Source organism: Polynucleobacter asymbioticus (assembly GCF_018687575.1).
Taxonomy (GTDB): Bacteria; Pseudomonadota; Gammaproteobacteria; order Burkholderiales; family Burkholderiaceae; genus Polynucleobacter; species Polynucleobacter asymbioticus_C.
In genome coordinates this window covers 1,676,322-1,697,209 of the sequence record NZ_CP061297.1, presented here as the reverse complement: position 1 = coordinate 1,697,209, position 20,888 = coordinate 1,676,322, and the positions used below count along the sequence as shown (strand labels likewise).

Sequence of the window (20,888 nt, the reverse complement as noted above, 5' to 3'; positions counted from 1 at the left end):
GCCTGTAGCTGAAAAAGCCTTAGGAGCGTTATGACTGTAGCTGTTTACCCTGGAACATTTGATCCCTTTACTCGTGGTCACGAGGACTTGGTGCGCCGTGCTTCAAGCATTTTTGGCGAGCTCATTGTTGGTGTTGCTGATAGTCGTAGCAAGCACCCCTTCTTTACTCTAGATGAGCGCATAGAGATTGCTAAAGAAGTTCTAGGCCATTATTCCAATGTCAAGATTGTTGGTTTCACGGGCTTATTAAAAGACTTTGCCCGCGAACATAATGCACGAGTCATTGTGCGTGGTTTACGCGCAGTCTCTGATTTTGAATACGAGTTTCAGATGGCTGGTATGAACCGCTATTTATTACCTGATGTTGAGACACTATTTCTGACGCCTTCAGACCAGTACCAATTTATTTCTGGAACCTTTGTTCGCGAGATCGCTTCGATGGGTGGGGATGTGAGTAAGTTTGTATTCCCGTCTGTAGAAAAATGGCTGGTTAATAAGATTGCTGCTACTAAGCAAAGCAAAGCGTAGGGCTGGCAGGAAAACAGGATGGCCTTAATGATTACGGACGAATGCATCAATTGCGATGTGTGTGAGCCAGAATGTCCGAACGATGCAATCTACATGGGTCTAGAGATCTATGAGATTGATCCCAATAAGTGCACTGAATGTGTAGGTCATTACGATGCCCCACAATGTCAGCAGGTATGTCCTGTTGACTGCATTCCACTGAACCCTGCGTTTCCAGAAAATCAGACGCAGTTAATGGTGAAGTATCAAACCCTAACTGCTGCCAAAAAAGCACTAGCTAATAAGTAGAGCCTGCGGATAGGTGGTCGATATCGGCCCTAGTTCGTTTTTGAATGAAGTTCCAGCATGGCTGCCTGAGTATCGCCTTTCATAAACAAACCCAGAATCTGTAAGCCGTTTTCGATGCTGGCATCAATCTGTTTTTGTTCGGCCTGCAAAGGTCTTCTCAGTACATAGTCTGCAACATCCATCACTCGTGCACCTTCTGCCGCGAGATCGCGTGGATGACCAATGCCTAAGCGCAGGCGCCAATAGTCAGGTGTTGCTAGGTGAGCTTGAATATCTTTTAAACCGTTATGTCCACCGGTGCCACCACCGAGTTTGATACGAGCAGTACCGGGCTTGAGATCGAGTTCATCCTGCACTACCAGAACATCTTTGGGTGTAATTTTGTGGAAGCGGCATAGCGCCCCCACAGCCTGACCGCTCAGATTCATATAAGTGCTGGGCTTAAGCAAGAAGAGATCTTCGCCTTCCCATTTAGCTTTTGCAACTTTCCCATGAAATCGCTTTTCAGTTTCAAAGCGTGTGTTCAATTGTTTGGCAAGGGCGTCAACAAACCAGAAGCCAGCATTATGCCGATCTTCTAGGTGTTCTTCGCCTGGGTTGCCAAGGCCAACAATTAATTTAGTCATGATGAGTGCTTAAGGATAAAAGTATTTCTGCAAAAAAGAAAACCCGCTTGTAAGCGGGCTTCCTCTGTCGCAAAGATAAGGCTTAAATAATTAAGCTTTGTCCTTTGGTGCTTCAGCAGCAGGAGCCGCAGCAGCTGCAGGAGCAGGCTCAGTATCGGCAGATTTCACTGCTGGGATACGTGCATTAGCTAATACTGGGTTTTCTTGCTCAATATGCAATACCAAGCTCACGCCTTTTGGTAGCGCGATATCTTTAGCGTGGATACCATGACCAACTTCAATCTTGTTCAGGTCCACTTCAATAAACTCTGGCAAGTCTGCTGGCAAGCAAGATACTTCCAATTCAGTTGAGATGTGGCTGATTACAGCGCCTTGCAATTTCACTGCAGCTGAAGTCTCAGCGTTGATGAAGTGCAACGGAACGCGCATGTGAACTTTTTCAGTCGCAGAAACGCGCTGAAAGTCGATGTGCAGAACCAAAGGCTTGAATGGATGCATCTGGTAATCGCGCAACAACACTTTTTGTGCTTTGCCGCCGATTTCGAGATCAAGGATAGATGAGTGGAATGCTTCCTTACGGAGAGCATGGAACAGTGCGTTGTGATCCAACTCAATTACAGTTGCGGCGTCTTTACCGCCGTAGATGATGCCCGGAGTTTTACCGGAGTTGCGCAGACGGCGGCTCGCACCCGTTCCCTGTACGCTTCTTTCAAAGGCTACTACTTTCATATCGAATTCCTAAATTAAGGTTAATTTCCGTTCGCGACCAAACAGAAAAGCCTTTGATTATATCTTGGGAATCGTGGTTTTTGCCTAGAAAAGGCTCAAAACTGCCAAAAATGGGGATAGAAACGCTATTTTTGGCTTATTCAGCGAACATCGACATCACTGAGTCACCCTTGCTAATGCGGGAAAGGGTCTCGGCCAGGATAGGGGCAACGCTCAATTGACGAATTTTAGCGATTTTCATTGCTTCTGGGGTCAATGGAATGGTATCGGTAACCACTAATTCATCTAATTCAGAGGCGGCAATGCGCGCAATAGCACCGCCAGAAAGCACGGCATGAGTACAGTAGGCAGTAACACCCTTAGCACCACGCTCTTTAAGCGCTTCAGCAGCCTTACAGAGCGTTCCGCCGGTATCGATGATGTCATCCATGATCACGCAATGACGACCCTCTACTTCGCCGATTAAGTGCATTACTTCTGATACGTTTGCCTTGGGGCGGCGTTTATCGATAATCGCTAAATCTGTACCTAATTGCTTAGCCATGGCACGGGCTCGAACTACGCCGCCGATATCAGGCGAAACAATGATGAGATCTTTTTTAGTCTTCTGAGCTTCTAAATCAGCCAAGAGCACCGGTGAGGCATAAATGTTATCCACAGGGATATCAAAGAAGCCTTGAATTTGGTCGGCATGGAGATCCATGGTCAGGACGCGCTCAACGCCAGCAACCGACTGGAGCATGTTTGCAACGATTCTGGCGGAGATAGCAACCCGTGCTGAGCGTGGGCGACGATCTTGTCTAGCGTAACCGAAGTAAGGGATCACTGCGGTTATGCGGCTTGCTGATGCTCGCTTTAGGGCATCAATCATGATCATGAGCTCCATCAAACTATCGTTCGTTGGAGCACAAGTGGATTGAATTACGACCACGTTCTTGCCGCGAACGTTTTCTTGAATTTCTACCTGAATTTCACCATCGGAGAACCGACCAACAAATGCTTTTCCCATCGGGAGATTGAGCTCTTTGGCTACCGCATGGGCCAAAACTGGATTTGCATTGCCTGTGAAAAGAGTCAGTAAATCAGCGTTCATTGGGGCGGACATAGGTGATTTTGGAATTTTGGTAGGGGTCGAATGGATGTCTTTTGGTCGTGTCTACAGTAGTTGGCAGGGGAAGAAGGATTCGAACCTTCGCATGCTGGAATCAAAATCCAGTGCCTTAACCAGCTTGGCGATTCCCCTACAGGTCAATCTGAAGAAATCAAATTGTAAGCGGGATTTTTATTTAGCCCTCGAACAATTCGACCTATCCATCCTTTTGGAAGATTTTGCAGAAGATTTTCCAGATTTGCGGTGTCCGTCTTAGGGTCTAAGGCGGCAAATACGCTACTTCCAGAGCCGGACATGCAAGGCGCCGAATTTGGCACTGCCTTGTAAATCCAATCTAATGCTAGCTTCACTTCAGGACATTTCTGCGCCGCTACAGCCTGACAATCATTTGACTGAAATGACCTTGGCGATGCAAGAAAGCCATCTATTGTAATCGGAGCGTGATCTCGGGTCAATTGAGGGTCTTGAAAAATCTGAGAAGTAGCAATTCCCTGGTTGGGAAAGATCACTACAAAGTCTTGGGTTTCCAAGGAAATTGCTTGTAATTTCTCCCCAACCCCCTCAACGAAGGCGTTTTGGCCAAAGATGAAAAATGGCACATCAGCCCCGAGTTTTAGGCCAAGTTGGCAAAGCGTAGCGATATCGAGATGGAGATCCCAAAGTGTATTCAGGCCAATTAAGGTGGATGCCGCATCTGAAGAGCCCCCACCCAAACCGGCGCCCATGGGGATATTTTTCTCAAGGCCGATTTCAACCCCCTGATCAATTTTGCAGTGCTCTTTGAGGAGTTGGGCTGCGCGAACAACTAAGTCTTGCTCAGGAGGGACTCCAGGAATGGGATTGATGCGACGAATTACATTTTCTGGAATACGTTTTAATGTGAGGACATCACACCAATCAATCAACTGAAAAACGGATTGGAGTAGGTGATAGCCATCTTCTCGGCGTCCAACAATGTGCAAAAAGAGATTGAGTTTTGCGGGACAACGTAGTTCTAACGCATTACTCATCATTCGCACTTCACTCATTCGGAGTGTCAAAAACTAAGCGGATATCAATTGATCCGATATTGGAGCTACGATTCATCGTGAGTTTTTCTAAGTACCGAGCATCTTTCCAGTTGTAATTTAACGTCCAACCATCTTGCGTGATTTTGCTCACTTGCCCTTTTGCATTTCTTTCAACGCTGGCATTGCTACCAGGACGAGTCTGTCCACGTAACCAGTCTGATAAACCACGAGCAGGGAGCGGCAGTCCTAATGTATCTTGAATGAGAGTATCGGCATCAATTGCGGTGGTGAGTTGACCATCACGCTCCAGAATTGCTTCACCAGGTTTAATCGTAATTTTGGCAATTGATCCACCCATTGGATTACGTATTTCCAATACATCAGTCAGTGCATCTTGAGTCAAAGTAAATCCACCTGATCCACCTTGATTTTTACCTTCGGTGAGACCAGTAACCTTCACTGCAAAACGCCCGTCCCATGAGCCTTTGAGGGGCGTATCTGCAACTGACCAGTCCGGCTTCAAGCGCTTCAAGGTTTCTTTGAGTGTGGGATTGTTAGCATCTAACTGCTGCCCCTTACGCCATATATCTTCTGCTTCGACTGGACGATTCATGGCCCATAAGACTTCCCCGATATGCGCAGCAATATCAGCTTCAGGTTTCATATTAAAAGCTTGTTGCAGTTGCTCAAGCGCAAGCGCATTTTTGCCCATACGAAAGTTCACCCAACCAAGGCTGTCCAAAATAAACCCATCTTTAGGTGAGAGTTGATGTGCTTTGCTAATGAGTTTGAATGCCTCCGGCAATTTCTGATTGCGATCAGCCAGCGAGTAACCAAGTGCATTCAGACTATTCGCATCATTTGGATTTTTCCGCAAGATTTCTCGCAGAATTTTTTCCATAACATCGATGTGTCCGGATTTTTCAGCAGACATCGCATAGGTATAGAGCAGCCCAGGATCTTTTGGTTCTGGCTTTAAGGTTGAGACGATTTCATAAAAAGCTCTTAAGGCTTCTGATTCGTCATTTGCTTTAGCTAGTAGCGACTGAATCTGTAGCAAGGTATTTTCACGCTGCGCCGGTGTCTGCTGATTTAAAAGGGAGATGGCTGGTTTGACTGCATCGGACCAGCGTTGATTCAAGATTAAGAGTGTGACGAGCACTTCTTTGGGTTTAGTTTGCTTAGACCCAGCCAAACTATCCCAGGTTTGAGCTGCTTGCAGCGCCAATTCCGGTGCGCCTGCAGTGATAGCAATTTCCATCGCTCTTTGCGCTAAGCGGGGATCGTCGAGTTGGCGGGCGAGCTCCAAGTAGGTTCTATATGCCAGCCCAGCTTCACCGCGTTGTAAGGCGATTTCGGAGGCCAAGACCTCAAAGACAGCTTGACCGCTATCTAGACTGCTATTTTTGGCAATGGCATAGCTGGAGGAAAGACCTAAGCCAAGTCCAGTTGCGAGCAATAAGACCCTTAAAGAAGTCTTGAATGAAAATTTGGTCATGAGCACATTCTAATCCGCGAATCTACAATTCATTTATGCCAGAACTCCCAGAAGTCGAAGTTACCCGATTGGGTATCCAGCCCCATTTAGAGGGTCGTAGGGTGAGTGCAGTCAAAATTATTGATGGTCGCCTACGTTGGCCCGTTCCTAGCAATCTCAATGCCTTACTTTCGGGTCAGAAGGTATTGGGAATACAGCGCCGCGGGAAGTATCTTTTAATGGAGTTCGATACTGGATATCTATTACTCCACTTAGGCATGACAGGAACATTGCGAGTGCTTCCTGGTAGCGATTCCCTGAAGCCGCATGATCGTGTGACATTCGAGTTTGGCAAGCTCAGTTTGCGCTTACATGATCCCCGAAAGTTTGGCGCAGTTTTATGGCATCCAAAATCTAAAGGCCCTATTGAGAGTAATGCGCTCTTGCAAAAACTCGGGGTGGAGCCGTTTTCACTAGAGTTTGAAGGTGAGCTTGGCGCGGATGTCATATATCAATCCTCACGCAAGCGTAGTGTTGCCGTGAAGCAATTTTTACTAGCAGGACAAGCGGTGGTGGGCGTTGGCAATATCTATTGTTCTGAAAGTTTGTTCGAGGCTGGAATCCATCCGGCAAAGGCTGCTGGAAAGCTCACTCGTCCCCAATGTTCTCGGCTAGCTGCCGCTGTGAGATTGATTTTGAAAAAAGCGATTGCTGCAGGTGGCAGTTCTCTCAAAGACTTTGTGAATAGTGAAGGTGACCCAGGACACTTCATGGTGCAGACCAAAGTCTACGATCGTAAAGATCGGCCATGCAAGGTTTGCAAGACACAGATTAAACAAATAGTGCAAGGTCAACGCTCTACTTATTTTTGCCCCCAATGTCAGAAGCGCTGATCAAGCACTTCGCCACCAAGCTGATCGCTTGGCATGGCAAGGACGGGCGCCAAGGTTTGCCATGGCAAAGTATTCGAGATCCTTACGCAGTATGGGTTTCTGAAATCATGCTGCAGCAAACTCAGGTCGCGACTGTTTTGGAGCGCTATCCCCGCTTCATGAGGCGCTTTCCGAACGTGAAGAAGCTGGCTGCTGCACCATTAGATGATGTCTTGGCTGAATGGGCGGGGCTCGGCTATTACACGCGTGCTCGGAATCTTCATGCCTGCGCCAAGCAAGTTATGGAAGAGTTTGGGGGAGTATTTCCACAGGATCCGGTATTACTTGAACAACTCAAGGGCATCGGTAAATCTACAGCAGGTGCTGTAGCTGCATTTGCATTTCATGAGCGCGCACCCATTCTGGATGCAAACGTCAAACGAATTTTGGCAAGACTGTTTGGTATAGATGGCGCCATCCAAGAAAAAGTAGTGAGTGAAGCGTTATGGTCGCTAGCCAAAACACTCCTGCCTAAAAAATCTACGGATATGCCGGTATACACACAGGCTTTGATGGATTTTGGGGCAACGTGGTGCACCTCTCGTAAGCCAGTCTGCTTGAGTGGTGAGAAGAAATGCCCGTTCGAAAAAGAATGTCAGGCTAATCTTAGCGATCAAGTTTTGTTATTACCTCGTAAGCTGGCTAAAGCAAAATCTCCCGAATTTAATTGTGACATGCTGTTACTCCGGCATGCTAATTCTGTTTTGCTACAAAGGCGTCCAGACAAAGCCATCTGGGGAGGATTATGGTCTTTGCCCGAATCTACGTGGAGAGCAAAAGAAAAAATCTCTGAACCTTCAGCCAACAATTCAATGAATTTAACTGCGAAAGAATTATTTCAGCTGGTACTGCCAGATGAACAGATCTCTAGCGCTTTGAAAAGTTGTCAATCTATTGAGCGGGGGGTAGAGATCAAGCATGTCTTTACGCATCGCCGTTTATGGATGCAGATTTGGCATGTGACTTCAAGTGATGCTGTGAAATTCTCAGGCGAGAACTTAAAGTGGGTTCCCTTACGTCAGCTTGGTAAATACGGCCTACCTCAGCCAATTAAGCTGCTTTTACAGGGCTTGAGTCTAGCTCGCGATGGCGAGTCAAGAAATTGATTTGGAGTGCTGCTAACTCTTTCTGGGCTTGGAAGTGTTCAACAAGGCGCGTTACCAAATAAACAGAGCGATGTTGTCCGCCAGTACAGCCAATCGCAACAGTCAGGTAACTGCGTCCGTCTGCAATGTAGTGTGGCAACCACTTTTCGATAAACGCAGTGATATCTTTTTCCATGCTGACTACTTCAGAAATTTTTTCTAAAAATTCTCGGACAGCTTGATCCTTGCCTGATAGGGGGCGTAAAGCTTTGTCATAGTGGGGGTTAGGTAAACAGCGAACATCGAAGACCAGGTCAGCTTCACTTGGCAAACCCTTTTTAAATCCAAAAGATTCAAAAATCACGGTGAGGCCTTGAGGCTTATCTTTTAGAAGGTCTTGTATCCAAGAGCGCAGCGCATGGGATGGCAGATTGCTGGTATCAATGCTATGGGCTTGAGTGCGCAATGGCTCAAGCAGGCTGCGCTCTTTATCAATTGCCTCTATCAAAGTAGTTTCTTGTGTTTCTTGTGTCTTTCCAGAGAGTGGGTGTCGGCGACGTGTTTCTGAAAAACGCTGTATTAGGGTATTGGTATCCGCATTCAGAAAAATAATGCGTACATCATGGTGACGCCGTAAGGCTTCTAAAATAGTAGGTAGTTCTGAAATGGTTTGACCGCGGCGCGCATCAATTGCCACTGCCACTCGATCACTTTTCTCTTTTTCTAGGGTCTCAATCAGATTTGCTAATAAAGCTACTGGTAGATTGTCTACACAGTCATACCCTGCATCCTCAAAGGCTCTCAGCGCAACAGATTTACCTGAGCCGGAAATACCGGTAATCAGATTGATTTGCATATTAAATGAGACGACCTTGTGACTTGGTGGACTCTGCCTCAGCATTCATTTGCAAACGTTGGCGCTCCATAAATTCTTTTAAGGTATCAATTCCACGCAGTTGCAAAATAGTATTGCGAACTGCAGCCTCAACTAGAACCGCTAAGTTGCGTCCTGCAGCCACTTGAATTTTGACGGTTCTAATTGGAATGCCCAGGACATCGATATGTTGCGCTTCCAATGGAAGGCGCTCAAATTCACCATCATTACGACGAACGAGCTGAACGATCAAACGTAATTTCAATTTACGACGCACAGCTGTTTCACCAAAGATGGTGCGGATATCCAGTAAACCCAGCCCACGAACTTCTAAGAGGTTACGCAGAATCACGGGGCAGCGACCTTCGATGTAGTCTGGCCCTAGGCGAGCAAAATCCACGGCGTCATCTGCTACTAAACCATGGCCGCGAGAAATGAGCTCTAAGCCCAATTCACTTTTGCCCAGGCCAGATTCACCCATGATCAGGACACCTAAGCCCAAGATGTCCATGAATACGCCATGTTTGGTGATCTGGGGCGCGCCAATCTTGGTGAGGTACGTACGTAGGTGGTCAATCACCTCGGCTGCCGAGATGGACGTTGTAAAGAGCGGAGTGGAGGATCTTTGGCAGAACAGTTGCAGATCAGCATCAGCTGTTTTCCCATCAGCCACAATCACACAAGGTGGCGTTTTAGAAATCAAGCTGGAGATCTGATCTTGCCTTTGCTTTTGTTCTAACTGAGCATGGTAGTCAACCTCTTGCTCACCAAAAATCTGAATCCGGCTTGGGTGAATGAGGTTTAAATGGCCTACTAAGTCTGAGCTGGCTGCAGCCGCCTTAACAGCTTCTGGAGGAAAGGTGCGATCTGCACCTTCTAGACCCCCAATCCAGGAAAGCTTCAAGTCAGAGACATTGTCATCAAAGATCTGCTGGGCTGTGACTCCCTCAAGGAGTAGGGGTTGAGTTGTCAAGCGGAGCCCCAAGTCTGTAACAACTGGCACACCTTTTCTGGACTGTCTTCCGAGGCAAGCGATTTGCGGGCATCTTGGTCGGAGAGCAGTTGTGCAATCGAGGACAGAATTTCTAGATGTTGCTGAGTCGCTTTTTCAGGGACGAGCAAAAAGATCAAAGTAGAAACAGCCTCACCATCGGGTGCGGCAAATTCAATCGGATCTTTTAATTTGACAAATGCGGCAATCGGGCTCTTGAGGCCTTTTACCCTGCCGTGCGGGATAGCAACGCCAGCACCTAGAGCTGTAGATCCTAAGTCCTCGCGAGCATTTAAGAAGCCAACAATTGCTTCAGCCTCAAGTCCCGCCTGCTTAGCAAATAGTTGTCCTACGGCCGCAAATGCCTCAGCCCGATTTTTAGCGGGGCTATTTAAGGCAATGCGGTCTAAAGCGAAAAGATCGGTCAGGGCATTCATGTCGGTTGATTATAGGTGTCCTGACGCCAAGAATCACTCAAAGTGCTTTTCGTGATGATGGTCTTGGATCTTTTCCTTGTGCTTGACTACTTGACGTTCAAGCTTATCGACCACTGCATCCATTGCATGGTAGAGATCAGCGTGATGTGCTTCAGCAAAAAGTTCTTTGCCCTTGAGGTGAATAGTGATCTCAGCTGCTTGACGAAGATTTTTCTCTTTGGCGTTATCGACAATTAAAAATGCGGAGGCATCTAGGACGTGGTCAAAGTGTTTGCGAATTTTTGCTAACCCAGCCTCAAGGTGGGAACGCATAGCTGGAGTAACTTCAACATGACGGCTATTAATTTTCAGATTCATCAGCAGCTCCTATTCATAGCAAAACAAAATGCATGCGCAAATAATTACTTGGGGTGCGCAGCAGGCCCCTGTAATGTTGTACTTGTTTATACGGAAATGAACTTCATGAACCTCCAGCGTATCAGCGATTTTGCTGAAAACCAAGGGGGCAGATCATGTTTATTTAATAAATATTCGAAAAAATCTGAATATTTACATGCGGAAGTTTTCGCCTAGATAGACTCTTCTCACGGCATCATTCTCAATGATTTGGTCTGGCTTGCCTTCTGCCAGCACGCTGCCTTCGCTGATGATGTAGGCATGATCACAAATACCTAAAGTTTCTCGAACGTTGTGGTCCGTGATGAGAACGCCAATCTGGCGATCCCTTAAGAAACGCACAATCCGCTGGATCTCTCCAACTGCAATCGGGTCAACGCCAGCAAAGGGCTCATCTAGAAGAATGAACTTCGGTTGGGAGGCTAGAGCTCTAGCAATCTCAACACGACGACGTTCGCCACCGGACAGAGAAAGAGCAGGGTTGTCACGCAGGTGACTGATTTGGAGTTCACCCAAGAGCTCATCTAAACGATGAGCTATTTCAGCCTTACTTAATGGTTTGCCGCCCTGCACTTGTAGTTCTAATACAGCCTGAATATTTTCAGCTACATTCAGCTTTCTGAAAACAGAGGCCTCCTGCGGGAGGTAGGACAAGCCCATGCGGGCTCGCTCATGAATAGGTAAATGGGTGATATCCGTGCCATCTAAAAGAATGCTGCCACCATCTAAAGGAACTAGGCCAACAATCATGTAGAAAGAGGTTGTTTTGCCAGCACCATTCGGCCCCAAGAGTCCAACGACTTCACCGCACTGAACCTCGACAGATACATCCCGCACTACGGTACGAGATCCATAACGCTTTTGAAGGTGCTGAGCGCTGAGGGTTGCTGGCTTTTGAGAGCTGCTGGAATCCGTGGTCATTTCTCTAGTGTAGCTTTTCTTCTTGGTGAAAGGATCGATCTAGCTAAAGGTAGGTCCTCTGCTTTAGCATTTGGCGGCGGCGTGACTTGATAGCGCTGTAGTACATCGTCGTAATCGATCTTCCAGCCGCGCAATTGATCCAGGATTTGCATATTGTGCAGACGCTTTAAGTTGGCATCCCCTGTCAATGTCAGGAGCTCAGTCTTGGCGTTGTAGGTAACCGTTTGGCCTCGACCTTGCATAAACTCATTTGCCGGACCTTCACGTCTTTGTCGGAAACTGGCGGTCGACTCTGGATTACCTTGAACATCAACATATTCATAACCCTCAGGATCAACTTTGATGTTGCCTTTATCGCCGGTAATTAGAATGCTACCTTTGGTTAAGAGTACCTGACCGTCGAGCTCGTAGACCTGTTGTACGTCATTCACAGAAACTTTTTCCGCTTCCAAAACAACCGGCTTATCTTGATCTGCTTTTTCAGCATGAGCAGTGCTGATAAAACAAGCCACTATCAATCCATAGTGCATGGCCAGTTTGCGCAAGAAGCTCATGGCTGTACTCCAGGTTGAGCACGCTCGATACGACCTCTTACTTGTCCAGATAACACCATACTTTGTTCAATATTGTTGAATACGCCGCCATCGGTTGAGCGCATTACAGAAACTCCTTGCTCAAGCGTAATGGGTTTATCGGTTTCAATAATATCGTCGTTAATGAGCACCTTGAAGTAGGAAGAGCGTGCCAGCATGCGCGGTCTTGCCGGTTCAGTTGCTGTAGCAGCCTGAGGTGGCCGAAATATTTCGGCGTTGTCCATGAGATCTAAGATCGTTAGATCGCCATCTAAATGGCCTTTATCCGCTTTGACGGTAATCGGTGATTTTTCAGGCGGGAACAAGCGTATGCGAGGTGTTTCTATATCGATAGAAGCGTCATCATCATAGTGAATCACTTTCTTGCCCAGCACTCGGTATTTCGTATTACCAAATTCATTGAGGGCAGATAGAGCGCCATTGGTAATCGTATAGTCGGGTTCGTGTAAGCGTACGCGCTCTATAGCCGATTTTTCCGCTGGAGTATTTTTCTTGACCAGCCAAAACGTAACGAGAGTTAGAGTGCCCATTAAGATCAATGGCATCAGGCGTAACAATGTACGCCAGATACTTAGTTTGATTTTTTGGGCATTTAGTTCCATGGCGAAATGATCTTAAGCGCGCGCCTGAGCTAATAGTTCCTCATAGCGGTTTTGCGCCTTCAATATCAGATCGCAGACTTCTCGTACCGCACCCGTACCACCCGCTTGAGTAGTTACAAAGTGAGCTATTTCTTTCACGGCATTATGGCCTTGTGCAGGGCAGATCTTTAGACCGGCAGACTTCATCATTTGAAAGTCAGGCCAGTCATCACCCATCACAGCGCAATCAGATGACTTGAGACCAAGCGATTGCAGAATTTTTTCTAAGGCCGCTGCTTTATTCTCAACACCCATGTGTACGTGTTTGATGCCGAGTTCATCACAGCGAGCCAAAACCATTTTGGAGCTACGCCCAGTGATGATGGCAGTTGGTATACCAATTTTTTCTAATAGCTTAATCCCTAAACCATCCTGAATATCGAAAGCCTTCAGAGATTCTTTGCCATTCTCGCCAATCAATACTTGACCATTCGTCAGGACACCATCAACGTCGAGTACAAGTAGTTTAACTGTCCCGGCGCGATCCCAGGCCTGTGGATATTGGCTTAGCGGGTTAGTGTTGTGGGCATGAAAGGCGCTAGGCATAGAAATGGGTCAATAAATTGTTAGAAAGTAAGGGGCTTAAATTACTTTGGCAGCAAATAAATCATGGAGATTCAGCGCTCCCAGTAATGCGCCTTTTGGATCAGTTACCACCAAATGATTAATGCGATGTTTTTCCATCATCTCAATAGCTTCTTCTGCTAGTAGTTCAGGGGGAATAGTGCGCGGTGCTGAAGTAATCGCTTTTTCTAAAGTGAGACCATCTAGATTGGTACTCTTCTCTAGAAGGCGACGTAAATCACCATCAGTAAAAATACCAGCAACTTTATTTGAGCTATCTAAGGTCACTACCATGCCCATACGTTTAGCTGTCATTTCTAGTAAAGCATCTTGTAAGGAAGCAGAGATTGCAATCTTAGGAGTCTCATCAAAGCTACGCATGACTTCGCTGACATGCATGAGTTGTTTGCGGCCTAACCGTCCACCTGGGTGTGATCGCTGGAAATCTTCAGCCTGAAAGCCACGAGCATCTAGTAAGGCAACGGCTAAGGCATCACCCATAGCGAGTGCTGCGGTTGTACTGGTGGTTGGCGCTAAGTTCAGTGGGCAAGCTTCTTTTTCAACACTGGTGTCTAAATGGGCATCCGCCAACTTTGCTAAAGAAGAGTTTGGTGCGCCAGTCAATGCAATGAGTTTTGCGCCAGTGCGCTTGACGATTGGCACGATGGTGAGAAGCTCATCAGTCTCGCCAGAATTAGAAAGTGCAACAAAGACATCATCACGAGTCACCATTCCCAGGTCGCCATGGCTGGCTTCCGCAGGATGAACAAAAAAAGCAGGAGAGCCAGTAGAGGCAAAGGTGGCAGCAATCTTACGGGCAATATGCCCGGATTTGCCAATTCCAGAAACGACGATACGGCCTTTGCAGGAGTGCAGTAAATCCACCGCCAATACCAGGGCGTCAGCATTCGCGCCTTCAAGGCGGTCACGCATAGTGTGCAGTGCAGCAGCCTCGATTGTGAGGGTGTCGCGTGCAAGCTTTAGGGTTCGATCACGAGTCTTAGCTATCATGGGGTGAGTATATGCCGTCAGTCCTTCAGTTAACTCTCATCTTGCTGGCCTCCGGAGTGGCCGGGGTAGTTATTTTCCGCTATTTTGGGCTACCCCCTATTTTGGGCTATCTCGCCATTGGCGTCCTAATTGGGCCGCATGCCCTTAGTTTGGCTAATGATTCAGCCACAGTGAAGTATTTGGCTGAATTTGGCGTGGTTTTCTTGATGTTTTCGATTGGCTTGGAATTTAACCTCCACAAGCTTCGGGCTATGCGGACCATCGTATTTGGTTTGGGTGGTAGCCAGGTCATTTTGACTATGCTGCTAGCAGTCCCAGCTAGTCTGCTGATGAACTGGATTTACCCGATCTCCTGGCAGGCAGCCATTGCCTTGGGTGGTGCTCTGGCAATGTCCTCAACGGCCATCGTCACCAAACTCATTGCTGATCGTTCTGAGATCGAAACTGAGCATGGCCGCAACATCATCGGTATTTTGCTGTTCCAGGATTTGGCAGTGGTTTTCCTGTTGATTTTGTTGCCCTCGCTTGGCAAGAATCCCGGTGACCTATTTTTAGCGCTGACTGCTGCCTCTATCAAGATTGCGGTGGCATTAGTACTGATTTTTGTTATTGGCCAAACTTTGATGAGTCGTTGGTTTAGTTTGGTCGCCAAGCTACGCTCCCAAGAACTCTTCATGCTGAACCTCTTGCTCATTGTTTTGGGTATGGCAGGTCTTACTGAGCACTTTGGTTTATCGCTAGCGCTCGGTGCTTTCTTGGCAGGAATGTTGATTGCAGAGACGCCTTATCGTCATCAAGTAGAAGAGGACGTCAAGCCATTTAGGGATGTGCTGTTGGGCCTCTTCTTTATTACCGTTGGCATGCTGCTCGATTTTGAAGTGATCCACCAGCAGTGGATGTTGGTCCTACTATTATTGATTGGCCCTCTGATTTTCAAGTTCGGTTTGATTGCATTGTTGTCACGTGCTTTCGGCTCAAGTCCTGGTATCTCAATTCGGACGGGATTATGTTTAGCGCAGGCTGGTGAATTCGGATTCGTTCTTTTAAATCAAATTGATGGCTTGGACTTAATTGACCCCGCTTTGAGTCAAGCGGTATTGGCAGCAATGCTGCTCTCGATGTTTGGCGCACCTTTCTTGATTCAATATAGTGATCGGATTGCGATGCGTTTTTCTAGTAACGAATGGTTGCTGCAATCATTAGCGCTGACGCGTGTTGCAGCTAAAAGTGTTCGTACAGAAAACCATGTGGTCATCTGTGGGTTTGGTCGTTCGGGCCAAAGCTTAGCGCGCATGCTTGATCAAGAAAAAATTCCTTACATTGCCTTGGATATGGATCCAGACCGCGTCAAAGAAGCCGCCGCTGCTGGAGATAACGTGGTCTATGGCGATGCTAGCCGAGAAAATTATTTAGTTGCAGCAGGTTTAGCAAGAGCAAAGGCAGTGGTGATTACGTATGCAGATACACCGGCAAGCTTCAAAGTCTTGCATCAAGTGGAGCACCTCCGTCCAGGCATGACAGTGCTAGTGCGCACCAAAGATGATGCAGACTTAGCAAAGCTTCAGGCTGCGGGCGCGACTGAGGTAGTGCCAGAGTTAATTGAAGGCAGTTTGATGATGGCCTCCCATGTTTTATTAATGATGGGTGTGCCAATGCGTAAGGTAGTTAGACGTATTACGAGTGCGCGTGAAGCTCGCTACAGTCTATTGCGTGGCTACTTCCGTGGAGTTGATGATGAGGTAGACACCAAGGAATCGTGGCGTTTGCATTCGGTTACCTTATTGCCTGAGTCAGCCAGCATTGGGAAGACTCTTGAGGAATTGCATCTTGAAAATGAGGGTGTTAGTGTGCAGTCAGTTAGACGAAAAGTGGGCGGCTCTGATTATGTCAAATTAGAGCTCACTCCAGACTTACGCTTGCAGGCTAACGATATCTTAGTGCTCTCGGGCAACTCAGAAGCGACTGATTTAGCCGAATCTAAGTTGCTCTAATTACTTTTTCTTTTTATTGGCGATTGGTTTGCGAACTAGCAGTGGTGCTAAGTAGTGACCAGTAAAGCTAGCCTCATTCTTTGCCACTTCTTCGGGTGTGCCTGTAGCAATAATTTGCCCACCGCCAGCGCCACCCTTAGGACCCAGATCAATAATCCAATCGGCAGTTTTAATCACATCTAAGTTGTGCTCAATGATGACGATCGTGTTGCCTTGTTTTTTGAGGGTCTGCAGTACTGTTAGCAAGAGTTGAATATCGTGAAAATGTAAGCCTGTAGTTGGCTCATCTAAGATGTACAGTGTTCTACCAGTATCGCGTTTAGAAAGTTCTAGCGAGAGTTTGACGCGCTGGGCTTCACCGCCCGATAAGGTTGTGGCACTTTGACCCAACTTCACATAACCTAAGCCGACATCCAGCAATGTTTTAAGCTTGCGTTTAACAATCGGTACCGCTTCAAAGAATTCATGAGCTTGCTCGATCGTCATCGAGAGAACTTCATGAATATTCTTACCTTTGTAGCGAATGTCTAAAGTTTCACGGTTATAGCGCTTGCCGTGACACACATCGCAAGGTACATAGACGTCTGGCAAGAAATGCATTTCTACTTTAATGACGCCGTCACCTTCGCAGGCATCACAACGACCACCTTTGACGTTGAAAGAAAAACGTCCTGCTTCATAGCCACGCTCGCGCGCAGCAGGTACGCCGCAAAAGAGTTCTCTGATGGGGGTAAACAATCCAGTGTAAGTGGCGGGATTAGAGCGAGGTGTTCTACCAATTGGAGATTGGTCTACGCTAATAACCTTGTCAAAGTTCTCCAAGCCTTTAATTGCATCATGTGCTGCTGGTTCCGCATTTGAGCCGTAGATATGTTGTGCAACCGCGTGATGCAAAGTGTCATTAATCAGCGTTGATTTACCAGAGCCAGATACGCCAGTAACGCAGGTTAATAAGCCGACTGGAATTTTGGCGTGAACAGATTGCAAGTTGTTGCCGCGCGCACCAATGATTTCTAGGAACTTATCATTTACGGGAATACGTTTTTCTGGAACCGCGATCCACTCGCGACCAGATAAGTAGGCGCCTGTTAGGGACTTGGGGTTTGCTTCTACCTGTGCGGGAGTGCCTTCAGCTACCACTTCACCGCCATGCACACCTGCACCAGGACCAATATCAATCACATAGTCGGAGGCGCGAATCATATCTTCATCATGCTCTACTACTAATACGCTATTGCCTAGATCGCGTAGGTGCTTGAGGGTGCCGATGAGTCTATCGTTATCGCGCTGATGTAAACCAATAGAGGGCTCATCTAGAACGTACATCACACCGGTCAAACCAGAGCCAATCTGAGAAGCCAGACGAATACGCTGAGCTTCACCACCAGATAGCGTATCTGCACTGCGCTCTAGCGAGAGGTAATCTAAGCCAACATCATTGAGGAAGCGCAGACGCGAACCAATTTCCTTGACAATCTTGTCGGCGATTTCTCGTTTAGCGCCTTTGAGCTCGAGAGCTTCAAAATATTCTTTAGCTTCTTTGAGTGGTAGGGCGCTGATTTCATAAATGGCGCGGGATTGTTTGCCTTCACCTACTTTGACAAAGCGTGCTTCTTTGCGTAAACGGCTGCCACTACATGCTGGGCAGGTTTGCACATTTTGATATCGAGATAGTTCTTCGCGGACTGTCGCAGATTCGGTCTCACGATAGCGACGTTCAAAATTGGCAACAATACCTTCAAAGGCGTGTTGACGAATACTGTTCTTGCCACGCTCATTGATGTATTCAAATGGAATGGTGACGTCACCAGAGCCCAGTAAAATAAGATCTTGCTGCTTCTTATTGAGAGTCTCAAAAGGCTTCTCGACATCAAAGCCACCATGTTTGGCTAGTGTCTGTAAGAGTTTGAAATAAAACTGATTACGACGATCCCATCCCTTGATAGCACCCGAGGCTAGTGATAAATCGGGATGCGCAACAATGCGTTTTGGATCGAAGAAGGATTGATGGCCCAATCCATCACAAGATGGGCACGCACCCATCGGATTATTGAATGAGAAGAGGCGTGGCTCTAATTCTTGCAAAGAGTACGAACAGATGGGACAAGCAAATTTACTGGAGAAAATCATCTCCTTGCCAGAGTCCATGTTGACTATCATCGCTTTACCGTCAGCAAGGCGCAGAGCGGTTTCAAAAGATTCTGCTAAACGCTGCTGAATATCGGGACGCACTTTAATGCGATCTACAACTACTTCGATAGAGTGCTTATCGTTTTTCTTCAGTGCTGGTAGTTGATCAACTTCAAAGATTTCTGCTTTGGCAGTATTCGTTGTGCCGCCGCCAGAGCGCACGCGAAAGCGCACAAAACCCTGTGCTTGAAGATCTTGGAACAAGTCTACGAATTCACCTTTGCGCTCACTTACTACGGGAGCCAAAATCATGAGCTTGGTGTCTTCCGGCATTGCCAAAACCGTATCAACCATTTGAGAAACACTTTGTGCTGCTAGTGGCAGATCATGATCTGGGCAGTGAGGCGTTCCTGCACGTGCAAACAATAAACGCAGGTAATCATGAATTTCTGTAACCGTACCCACAGTCGAGCGAGGATTATGACTAGTTGCCTTTTGCTCAATAGAGATTGCCGGGGAGAGACCTTCAATCGTATCGACGTCAGGTTTCTCCATTAGCTGCAAGAATTGACGGGCATAGGCAGATAAGGACTCTACGTAACGACGTTGGCCTTCGGCATACAGGGTGTCAAAAGCGAGAGAGCTTTTACCCGAGCCAGATAGACCAGTCAAAACGACCAATTTCTCTCTAGGGATATCTAGATTGATGTTTTTGAGGTTGTGCGTGCGTGCACCGCGGATCTTAATTTCGTTATTCATGATTTTTTAGCGTAACTTGTTAATATAGCCCTTTCCCATGAATCCTTCTGAACTTCGCTCTACTCTGGCCTTAGCAGGCATCTTTGGCCTCCGTATGCTGGGCCTATTTCTGCTTTTGCCTGTTTTCAGCATTCATGCGCATGGCCTGCCTGGTGGCGAGCACGCCCTATGGGTTGGTTTAACCCTGGGGATCTTCAATATTGTCCAGGCTTGCTTCTATATCCCCTTAGGCCGTCTTTCTGACCGGATCGGCCGAAAACCGGTTGTTTTATGGGGGCTATCTCTATTTGTCGCAGGAGCCTTAATTTGCGCTGCTCAGGATGATCTTCTTTGGATAGCGATTGGCCGCGGGGTAATGGGGGCTGGAGCAGTTTCGGCAGCGATTTCTGCTTGGGTTGCTGATTTAACCCGTGAACAGGTTCGTACACGTGCAATGGCCTTAGTGGGAGGCAGCATTGCACTTTCATTTGCGCTATCGCTGGTGATTGCTGCCCCAATTTATCGCTTGATTAGTTTGAGTGGAATTTTTGTCGTGCTGGCAGTGCTGGGAGTGGGGGCGATGTTTGTGGCTTATTACGTTCTGCCTAGCACTAAGCCTGAAGCCAAGGTTCAGCAAGCGAGTTTGAAGCAGGTATTTCTGCGCCCTGAGTTGATGCGTCTGAATGCAGGCGTATTTGTATTGCATGCAACTCAAGTGGCCATGTTCTTGGTGGTACCGCGCTTATTGCTGGAAGCAGGCTTACCGTTGGCATCGCATTGGCAAGTTTATCTTCCCGTTGTTTTACTGTCTTTTTTCTTGATGGCGCCGATTTTGATTTTTGGTGAAAAGAAGCAGCAACTCAGAACGGTCTTGTTAGTAGCAATTGTGCTGCTCCTCATTGCAGAATTTGTCTTTACAAGCACCCACTCAATTACAGGCATTGCTATTGCATTATTAATTTACTTTGTAGGCTTTAACTTACTTGAAGCATTGCAACCATCATTAGTCTCTCGTTTTGCCAAAGAATCTAAGGGCACTGCATTAGGTGTTTACAACACTACGCAATCGATTGGCCTCTTCTCAGGCGCTGTAATTGGGGGTTACTTGATGGATAGCCATGGCGATTTATCGGTCTTTGTGATGGGCGCAGTGCTGCTTTTATGCTGGCTTATAATTGCTTGGTCGATGCGCGAATTACCCACGAAAGTAGTGGATTCAAAGGATGTAGTAGCAAAGGCATCACCGTAGCTTCTTTGGTTTAATTAAAGTGAGCAGTTTTTTAGCAGTAATAACAGCAGTATTTTTCTTCGGGAGACAACATGGCTTCGGTAAATAAGGTCATCATCGTAGGTAACGTAGGACGCGATCCAGAAACACGTTACATGCCAAGCGGCGACGCCGTTACAAACATTTCAGTAGCGACATCAGATCGTTACAAAGATAAGCAGTCTGGCGAAATGAAAGAAACCACAGAATGGCACCGTGTTGCATTCTTTGGAAAACTCGCAGAGATCGCCGGCCAATATCTCAAAAAGGGTTCACAGGTTTATGTAGAAGGCCGTTTACGCACACGTAAATGGACTGATGCGAGTGGTCAGGAAAAGTATTCCACTGAGATCGTTGCAGAAACAATGCAAATGCTTGGTGGCAAGCCAGTAGGTGGCGGCGGTGATGGTGGTGAAAGTTATAGCCGTTCAAAGCCGGCTGAGCAGTCTGCACCAGCATCATCAAATGCTGCATCCCTAGGCGCAATGGATGACGATATTCCGTTTTAAGTATTGCGTTGATGTGTATTGCCTAATGTAAAAAGCCCT

At 47.1% G+C, this 20,888-nt stretch carries 22 protein-coding genes and 1 tRNA gene; 7 read left to right on the top strand and 16 right to left on the bottom strand.

The window, feature by feature from the left end; translation table 11 throughout:
* The first annotated feature begins 30 nt into the window (after positions 1-30).
* Both coaD and AOC19_RS08505 read left to right on the top strand, forming a co-directional pair.
* Positions 31-528: a pantetheine-phosphate adenylyltransferase gene (gene coaD, locus AOC19_RS08510; RefSeq protein WP_215376004.1), complete on the top strand. Its 498-nt coding sequence runs from the start codon at positions 31-33 to the stop codon at positions 526-528.
* 18 nt (positions 529-546) lie between these two features.
* Positions 547-816: a YfhL family 4Fe-4S dicluster ferredoxin gene (locus AOC19_RS08505; RefSeq protein WP_215376001.1), complete on the top strand. Its 270-nt coding sequence runs from the start codon at positions 547-549 to the stop codon at positions 814-816.
* A 29-nt stretch (positions 817-845) separates the two neighbouring features.
* Here AOC19_RS08505 and pth read toward each other — a convergent pair whose 3' ends face one another.
* The 6 genes from pth to AOC19_RS08475 form a co-directional block, all read right to left on the bottom strand.
* The gene (pth, locus tag AOC19_RS08500; RefSeq protein WP_215375998.1) at positions 846-1,442 is read right to left on the bottom strand and encodes an aminoacyl-tRNA hydrolase; all 597 of its coding nucleotides are present in this window, start codon (positions 1,440-1,442) and stop codon (positions 846-848) included.
* Positions 1,443-1,532: 90 nt separating this feature from the next.
* Positions 1,533-2,171: a 50S ribosomal protein L25/general stress protein Ctc gene (locus AOC19_RS08495; RefSeq protein ID WP_215375995.1), complete on the bottom strand. Its 639-nt coding sequence runs from the start codon at positions 2,169-2,171 to the stop codon at positions 1,533-1,535.
* Between the two features lie 136 nt (positions 2,172-2,307).
* Entirely contained in the window at positions 2,308-3,264 is a 957-nt protein-coding gene (locus AOC19_RS08490) for a ribose-phosphate pyrophosphokinase (protein WP_215378250.1), read from the bottom strand.
* Positions 3,265-3,337: 73 nt separating this feature from the next.
* A tRNA-Gln gene (locus AOC19_RS08485) sits at positions 3,338-3,414 on the bottom strand.
* Positions 3,415-3,419: 5 nt separating this feature from the next.
* Positions 3,420-4,295 (bottom strand): 4-(cytidine 5'-diphospho)-2-C-methyl-D-erythritol kinase, encoded by an 876-nt coding sequence (gene ispE, locus AOC19_RS08480; protein WP_215378247.1) that lies wholly within the window; start codon positions 4,293-4,295, stop codon positions 3,420-3,422.
* A gap of 7 nt (positions 4,296-4,302) precedes the next feature.
* Positions 4,303-5,790 carry a lipoprotein insertase outer membrane protein LolB gene (locus tag AOC19_RS08475; protein ID WP_215375992.1) on the bottom strand — a complete coding sequence of 496 codons (1,488 nt, stop codon included), beginning with the start codon at positions 5,788-5,790 and terminating at the stop codon, positions 4,303-4,305.
* A 35-nt stretch (positions 5,791-5,825) separates the two neighbouring features.
* On the opposite strand from AOC19_RS08475, the gene mutM reads away from it, so the two are divergent.
* Both mutM and mutY read left to right on the top strand, forming a co-directional pair.
* On the top strand, positions 5,826-6,662 hold the full coding sequence (gene mutM / locus AOC19_RS08470; RefSeq protein WP_215375989.1) for a bifunctional DNA-formamidopyrimidine glycosylase/DNA-(apurinic or apyrimidinic site) lyase: 837 nt from the start codon (positions 5,826-5,828) through the stop codon (positions 6,660-6,662).
* A complete protein-coding gene (gene mutY / locus AOC19_RS08465) occupies positions 6,647-7,807 on the top strand; it encodes an A/G-specific adenine glycosylase (protein WP_215375987.1) in 1,161 nt (386 codons plus the stop codon). Before mutM ends, mutY begins: the two co-directional genes overlap by 16 nt.
* Here mutY and rapZ read toward each other — a convergent pair.
* The 9 genes from rapZ to AOC19_RS08420 all read right to left on the bottom strand — a co-directional run bounded on the left by rapZ (position 7,752) and on the right by AOC19_RS08420 (position 14,214).
* Positions 7,752-8,642: an RNase adapter RapZ gene (gene rapZ, locus AOC19_RS08460; RefSeq protein WP_215375984.1), complete on the bottom strand. Its 891-nt coding sequence runs from the start codon at positions 8,640-8,642 to the stop codon at positions 7,752-7,754. The genes mutY and rapZ overlap by 56 nt on opposite strands.
* A 1-nt stretch (position 8,643) precedes the next feature.
* The gene (gene hprK, locus AOC19_RS08455) at positions 8,644-9,633 is read right to left on the bottom strand and encodes an HPr(Ser) kinase/phosphatase (protein ID WP_215375982.1); all 990 of its coding nucleotides are present in this window, start codon (positions 9,631-9,633) and stop codon (positions 8,644-8,646) included.
* Positions 9,630-10,088 (bottom strand): PTS sugar transporter subunit IIA, encoded by a 459-nt coding sequence (locus AOC19_RS08450; protein WP_215375979.1) that lies wholly within the window; start codon positions 10,086-10,088, stop codon positions 9,630-9,632. The genes hprK and AOC19_RS08450 overlap by 4 nt, the downstream gene beginning before the upstream one ends.
* Positions 10,089-10,121: 33 nt before the next feature.
* Positions 10,122-10,445, bottom strand: a complete 324-nt coding sequence (gene hpf, locus AOC19_RS08445; protein WP_215375976.1) for a ribosome hibernation-promoting factor, HPF/YfiA family — start codon at positions 10,443-10,445, stop codon at positions 10,122-10,124.
* A 192-nt stretch (positions 10,446-10,637) separates the two neighbouring features.
* The gene (gene lptB, locus AOC19_RS08440; RefSeq protein WP_215375974.1) at positions 10,638-11,405 is read right to left on the bottom strand and encodes an LPS export ABC transporter ATP-binding protein; all 768 of its coding nucleotides are present in this window, start codon (positions 11,403-11,405) and stop codon (positions 10,638-10,640) included.
* Positions 11,402-11,959, bottom strand: coding sequence for a lipopolysaccharide transport periplasmic protein LptA (gene lptA, locus AOC19_RS08435; protein ID WP_215375971.1), 558 nt, complete (start codon positions 11,957-11,959; stop codon positions 11,402-11,404). Before lptA ends, lptB begins: the two co-directional genes overlap by 4 nt.
* Entirely contained in the window at positions 11,956-12,600 is a 645-nt protein-coding gene (gene lptC, locus AOC19_RS08430) for an LPS export ABC transporter periplasmic protein LptC (RefSeq protein ID WP_215375968.1), read from the bottom strand. The genes lptA and lptC overlap by 4 nt, the downstream gene beginning before the upstream one ends.
* Positions 12,601-12,612: 12 nt before the next feature.
* The gene (locus AOC19_RS08425) at positions 12,613-13,185 is read right to left on the bottom strand and encodes a KdsC family phosphatase (protein ID WP_215375966.1); all 573 of its coding nucleotides are present in this window, start codon (positions 13,183-13,185) and stop codon (positions 12,613-12,615) included.
* Positions 13,186-13,221: 36 nt separating this feature from the next.
* Positions 13,222-14,214 (bottom strand): KpsF/GutQ family sugar-phosphate isomerase, encoded by a 993-nt coding sequence (locus tag AOC19_RS08420; RefSeq protein WP_215375963.1) that lies wholly within the window; start codon positions 14,212-14,214, stop codon positions 13,222-13,224.
* A gap of 11 nt (positions 14,215-14,225) precedes the next feature.
* Between AOC19_RS08420 and AOC19_RS08415 the strand changes: the two genes are divergently transcribed.
* The gene (locus AOC19_RS08415) at positions 14,226-16,205 is read left to right on the top strand and encodes a monovalent cation:proton antiporter family protein (protein ID WP_215375960.1); all 1,980 of its coding nucleotides are present in this window, start codon (positions 14,226-14,228) and stop codon (positions 16,203-16,205) included.
* Here AOC19_RS08415 and uvrA read toward each other — a convergent pair whose 3' ends face one another.
* Entirely contained in the window at positions 16,206-19,094 is a 2,889-nt protein-coding gene (gene uvrA, locus AOC19_RS08410; RefSeq protein WP_215375957.1) for an excinuclease ABC subunit UvrA, read from the bottom strand.
* A gap of 37 nt (positions 19,095-19,131) precedes the next feature.
* Between uvrA and AOC19_RS08405 the strand changes: the two genes are divergently transcribed.
* A complete protein-coding gene (locus AOC19_RS08405; RefSeq protein WP_215375954.1) occupies positions 19,132-20,322 on the top strand; it encodes an MFS transporter in 1,191 nt (396 codons plus the stop codon).
* A 71-nt stretch (positions 20,323-20,393) separates the two neighbouring features.
* Positions 20,394-20,849 carry a single-stranded DNA-binding protein gene (gene ssb, locus AOC19_RS08400; protein WP_015422053.1) on the top strand — a complete coding sequence of 152 codons (456 nt, stop codon included), beginning with the start codon at positions 20,394-20,396 and terminating at the stop codon, positions 20,847-20,849.
* The last annotated feature ends 39 nt before the right edge of the window (positions 20,850-20,888 follow it).

Coding starts and splice junctions, on each gene's coding strand:
- AOC19_RS08425 (WP_215375966.1), bottom strand. CDS start 13,185: ATGCCTAGCGCCTTTCATGCCCACAACACTAACCCGCTAAGCCAATAT.
- coaD (WP_215376004.1), top strand. CDS start 31: ATGACTGTAGCTGTTTACCCTGGAACATTTGATCCCTTTACTCGTGGT.
- lptA (WP_215375971.1), bottom strand. CDS start 11,959: ATGAGCTTCTTGCGCAAACTGGCCATGCACTATGGATTGATAGTGGCT.
- hpf (WP_215375976.1), bottom strand. CDS start 10,445: ATGAATCTGAAAATTAATAGCCGTCATGTTGAAGTTACTCCAGCTATG.
- AOC19_RS08495 (WP_215375995.1), bottom strand. CDS start 2,171: ATGAAAGTAGTAGCCTTTGAAAGAAGCGTACAGGGAACGGGTGCGAGC.
- AOC19_RS08415 (WP_215375960.1), top strand. CDS start 14,226: ATGCCGTCAGTCCTTCAGTTAACTCTCATCTTGCTGGCCTCCGGAGTG.
- AOC19_RS08405 (WP_215375954.1), top strand. CDS start 19,132: ATGAATCCTTCTGAACTTCGCTCTACTCTGGCCTTAGCAGGCATCTTT.
- mutY (WP_215375987.1), top strand. CDS start 6,647: ATGTCAGAAGCGCTGATCAAGCACTTCGCCACCAAGCTGATCGCTTGG.
- AOC19_RS08475 (WP_215375992.1), bottom strand. CDS start 5,790: ATGACCAAATTTTCATTCAAGACTTCTTTAAGGGTCTTATTGCTCGCA.
- lptB (WP_215375974.1), bottom strand. CDS start 11,405: ATGACCACGGATTCCAGCAGCTCTCAAAAGCCAGCAACCCTCAGCGCT.
- ssb (WP_015422053.1), top strand. CDS start 20,394: ATGGCTTCGGTAAATAAGGTCATCATCGTAGGTAACGTAGGACGCGAT.
- uvrA (WP_215375957.1), bottom strand. CDS start 19,094: ATGAATAACGAAATTAAGATCCGCGGTGCACGCACGCACAACCTCAAA.
- pth (WP_215375998.1), bottom strand. CDS start 1,442: ATGACTAAATTAATTGTTGGCCTTGGCAACCCAGGCGAAGAACACCTA.
- mutM (WP_215375989.1), top strand. CDS start 5,826: ATGCCAGAACTCCCAGAAGTCGAAGTTACCCGATTGGGTATCCAGCCC.
- lptC (WP_215375968.1), bottom strand. CDS start 12,600: ATGGAACTAAATGCCCAAAAAATCAAACTAAGTATCTGGCGTACATTG.
- ispE (WP_215378247.1), bottom strand. CDS start 4,295: ATGATGAGTAATGCGTTAGAACTACGTTGTCCCGCAAAACTCAATCTC.
- AOC19_RS08420 (WP_215375963.1), bottom strand. CDS start 14,214: ATGATAGCTAAGACTCGTGATCGAACCCTAAAGCTTGCACGCGACACC.
- AOC19_RS08505 (WP_215376001.1), top strand. CDS start 547: ATGGCCTTAATGATTACGGACGAATGCATCAATTGCGATGTGTGTGAG.
- rapZ (WP_215375984.1), bottom strand. CDS start 8,642: ATGCAAATCAATCTGATTACCGGTATTTCCGGCTCAGGTAAATCTGTT.
- AOC19_RS08450 (WP_215375979.1), bottom strand. CDS start 10,088: ATGAATGCCCTGACCGATCTTTTCGCTTTAGACCGCATTGCCTTAAAT.
- AOC19_RS08490 (WP_215378250.1), bottom strand. CDS start 3,264: ATGAACGCTGATTTACTGACTCTTTTCACAGGCAATGCAAATCCAGTT.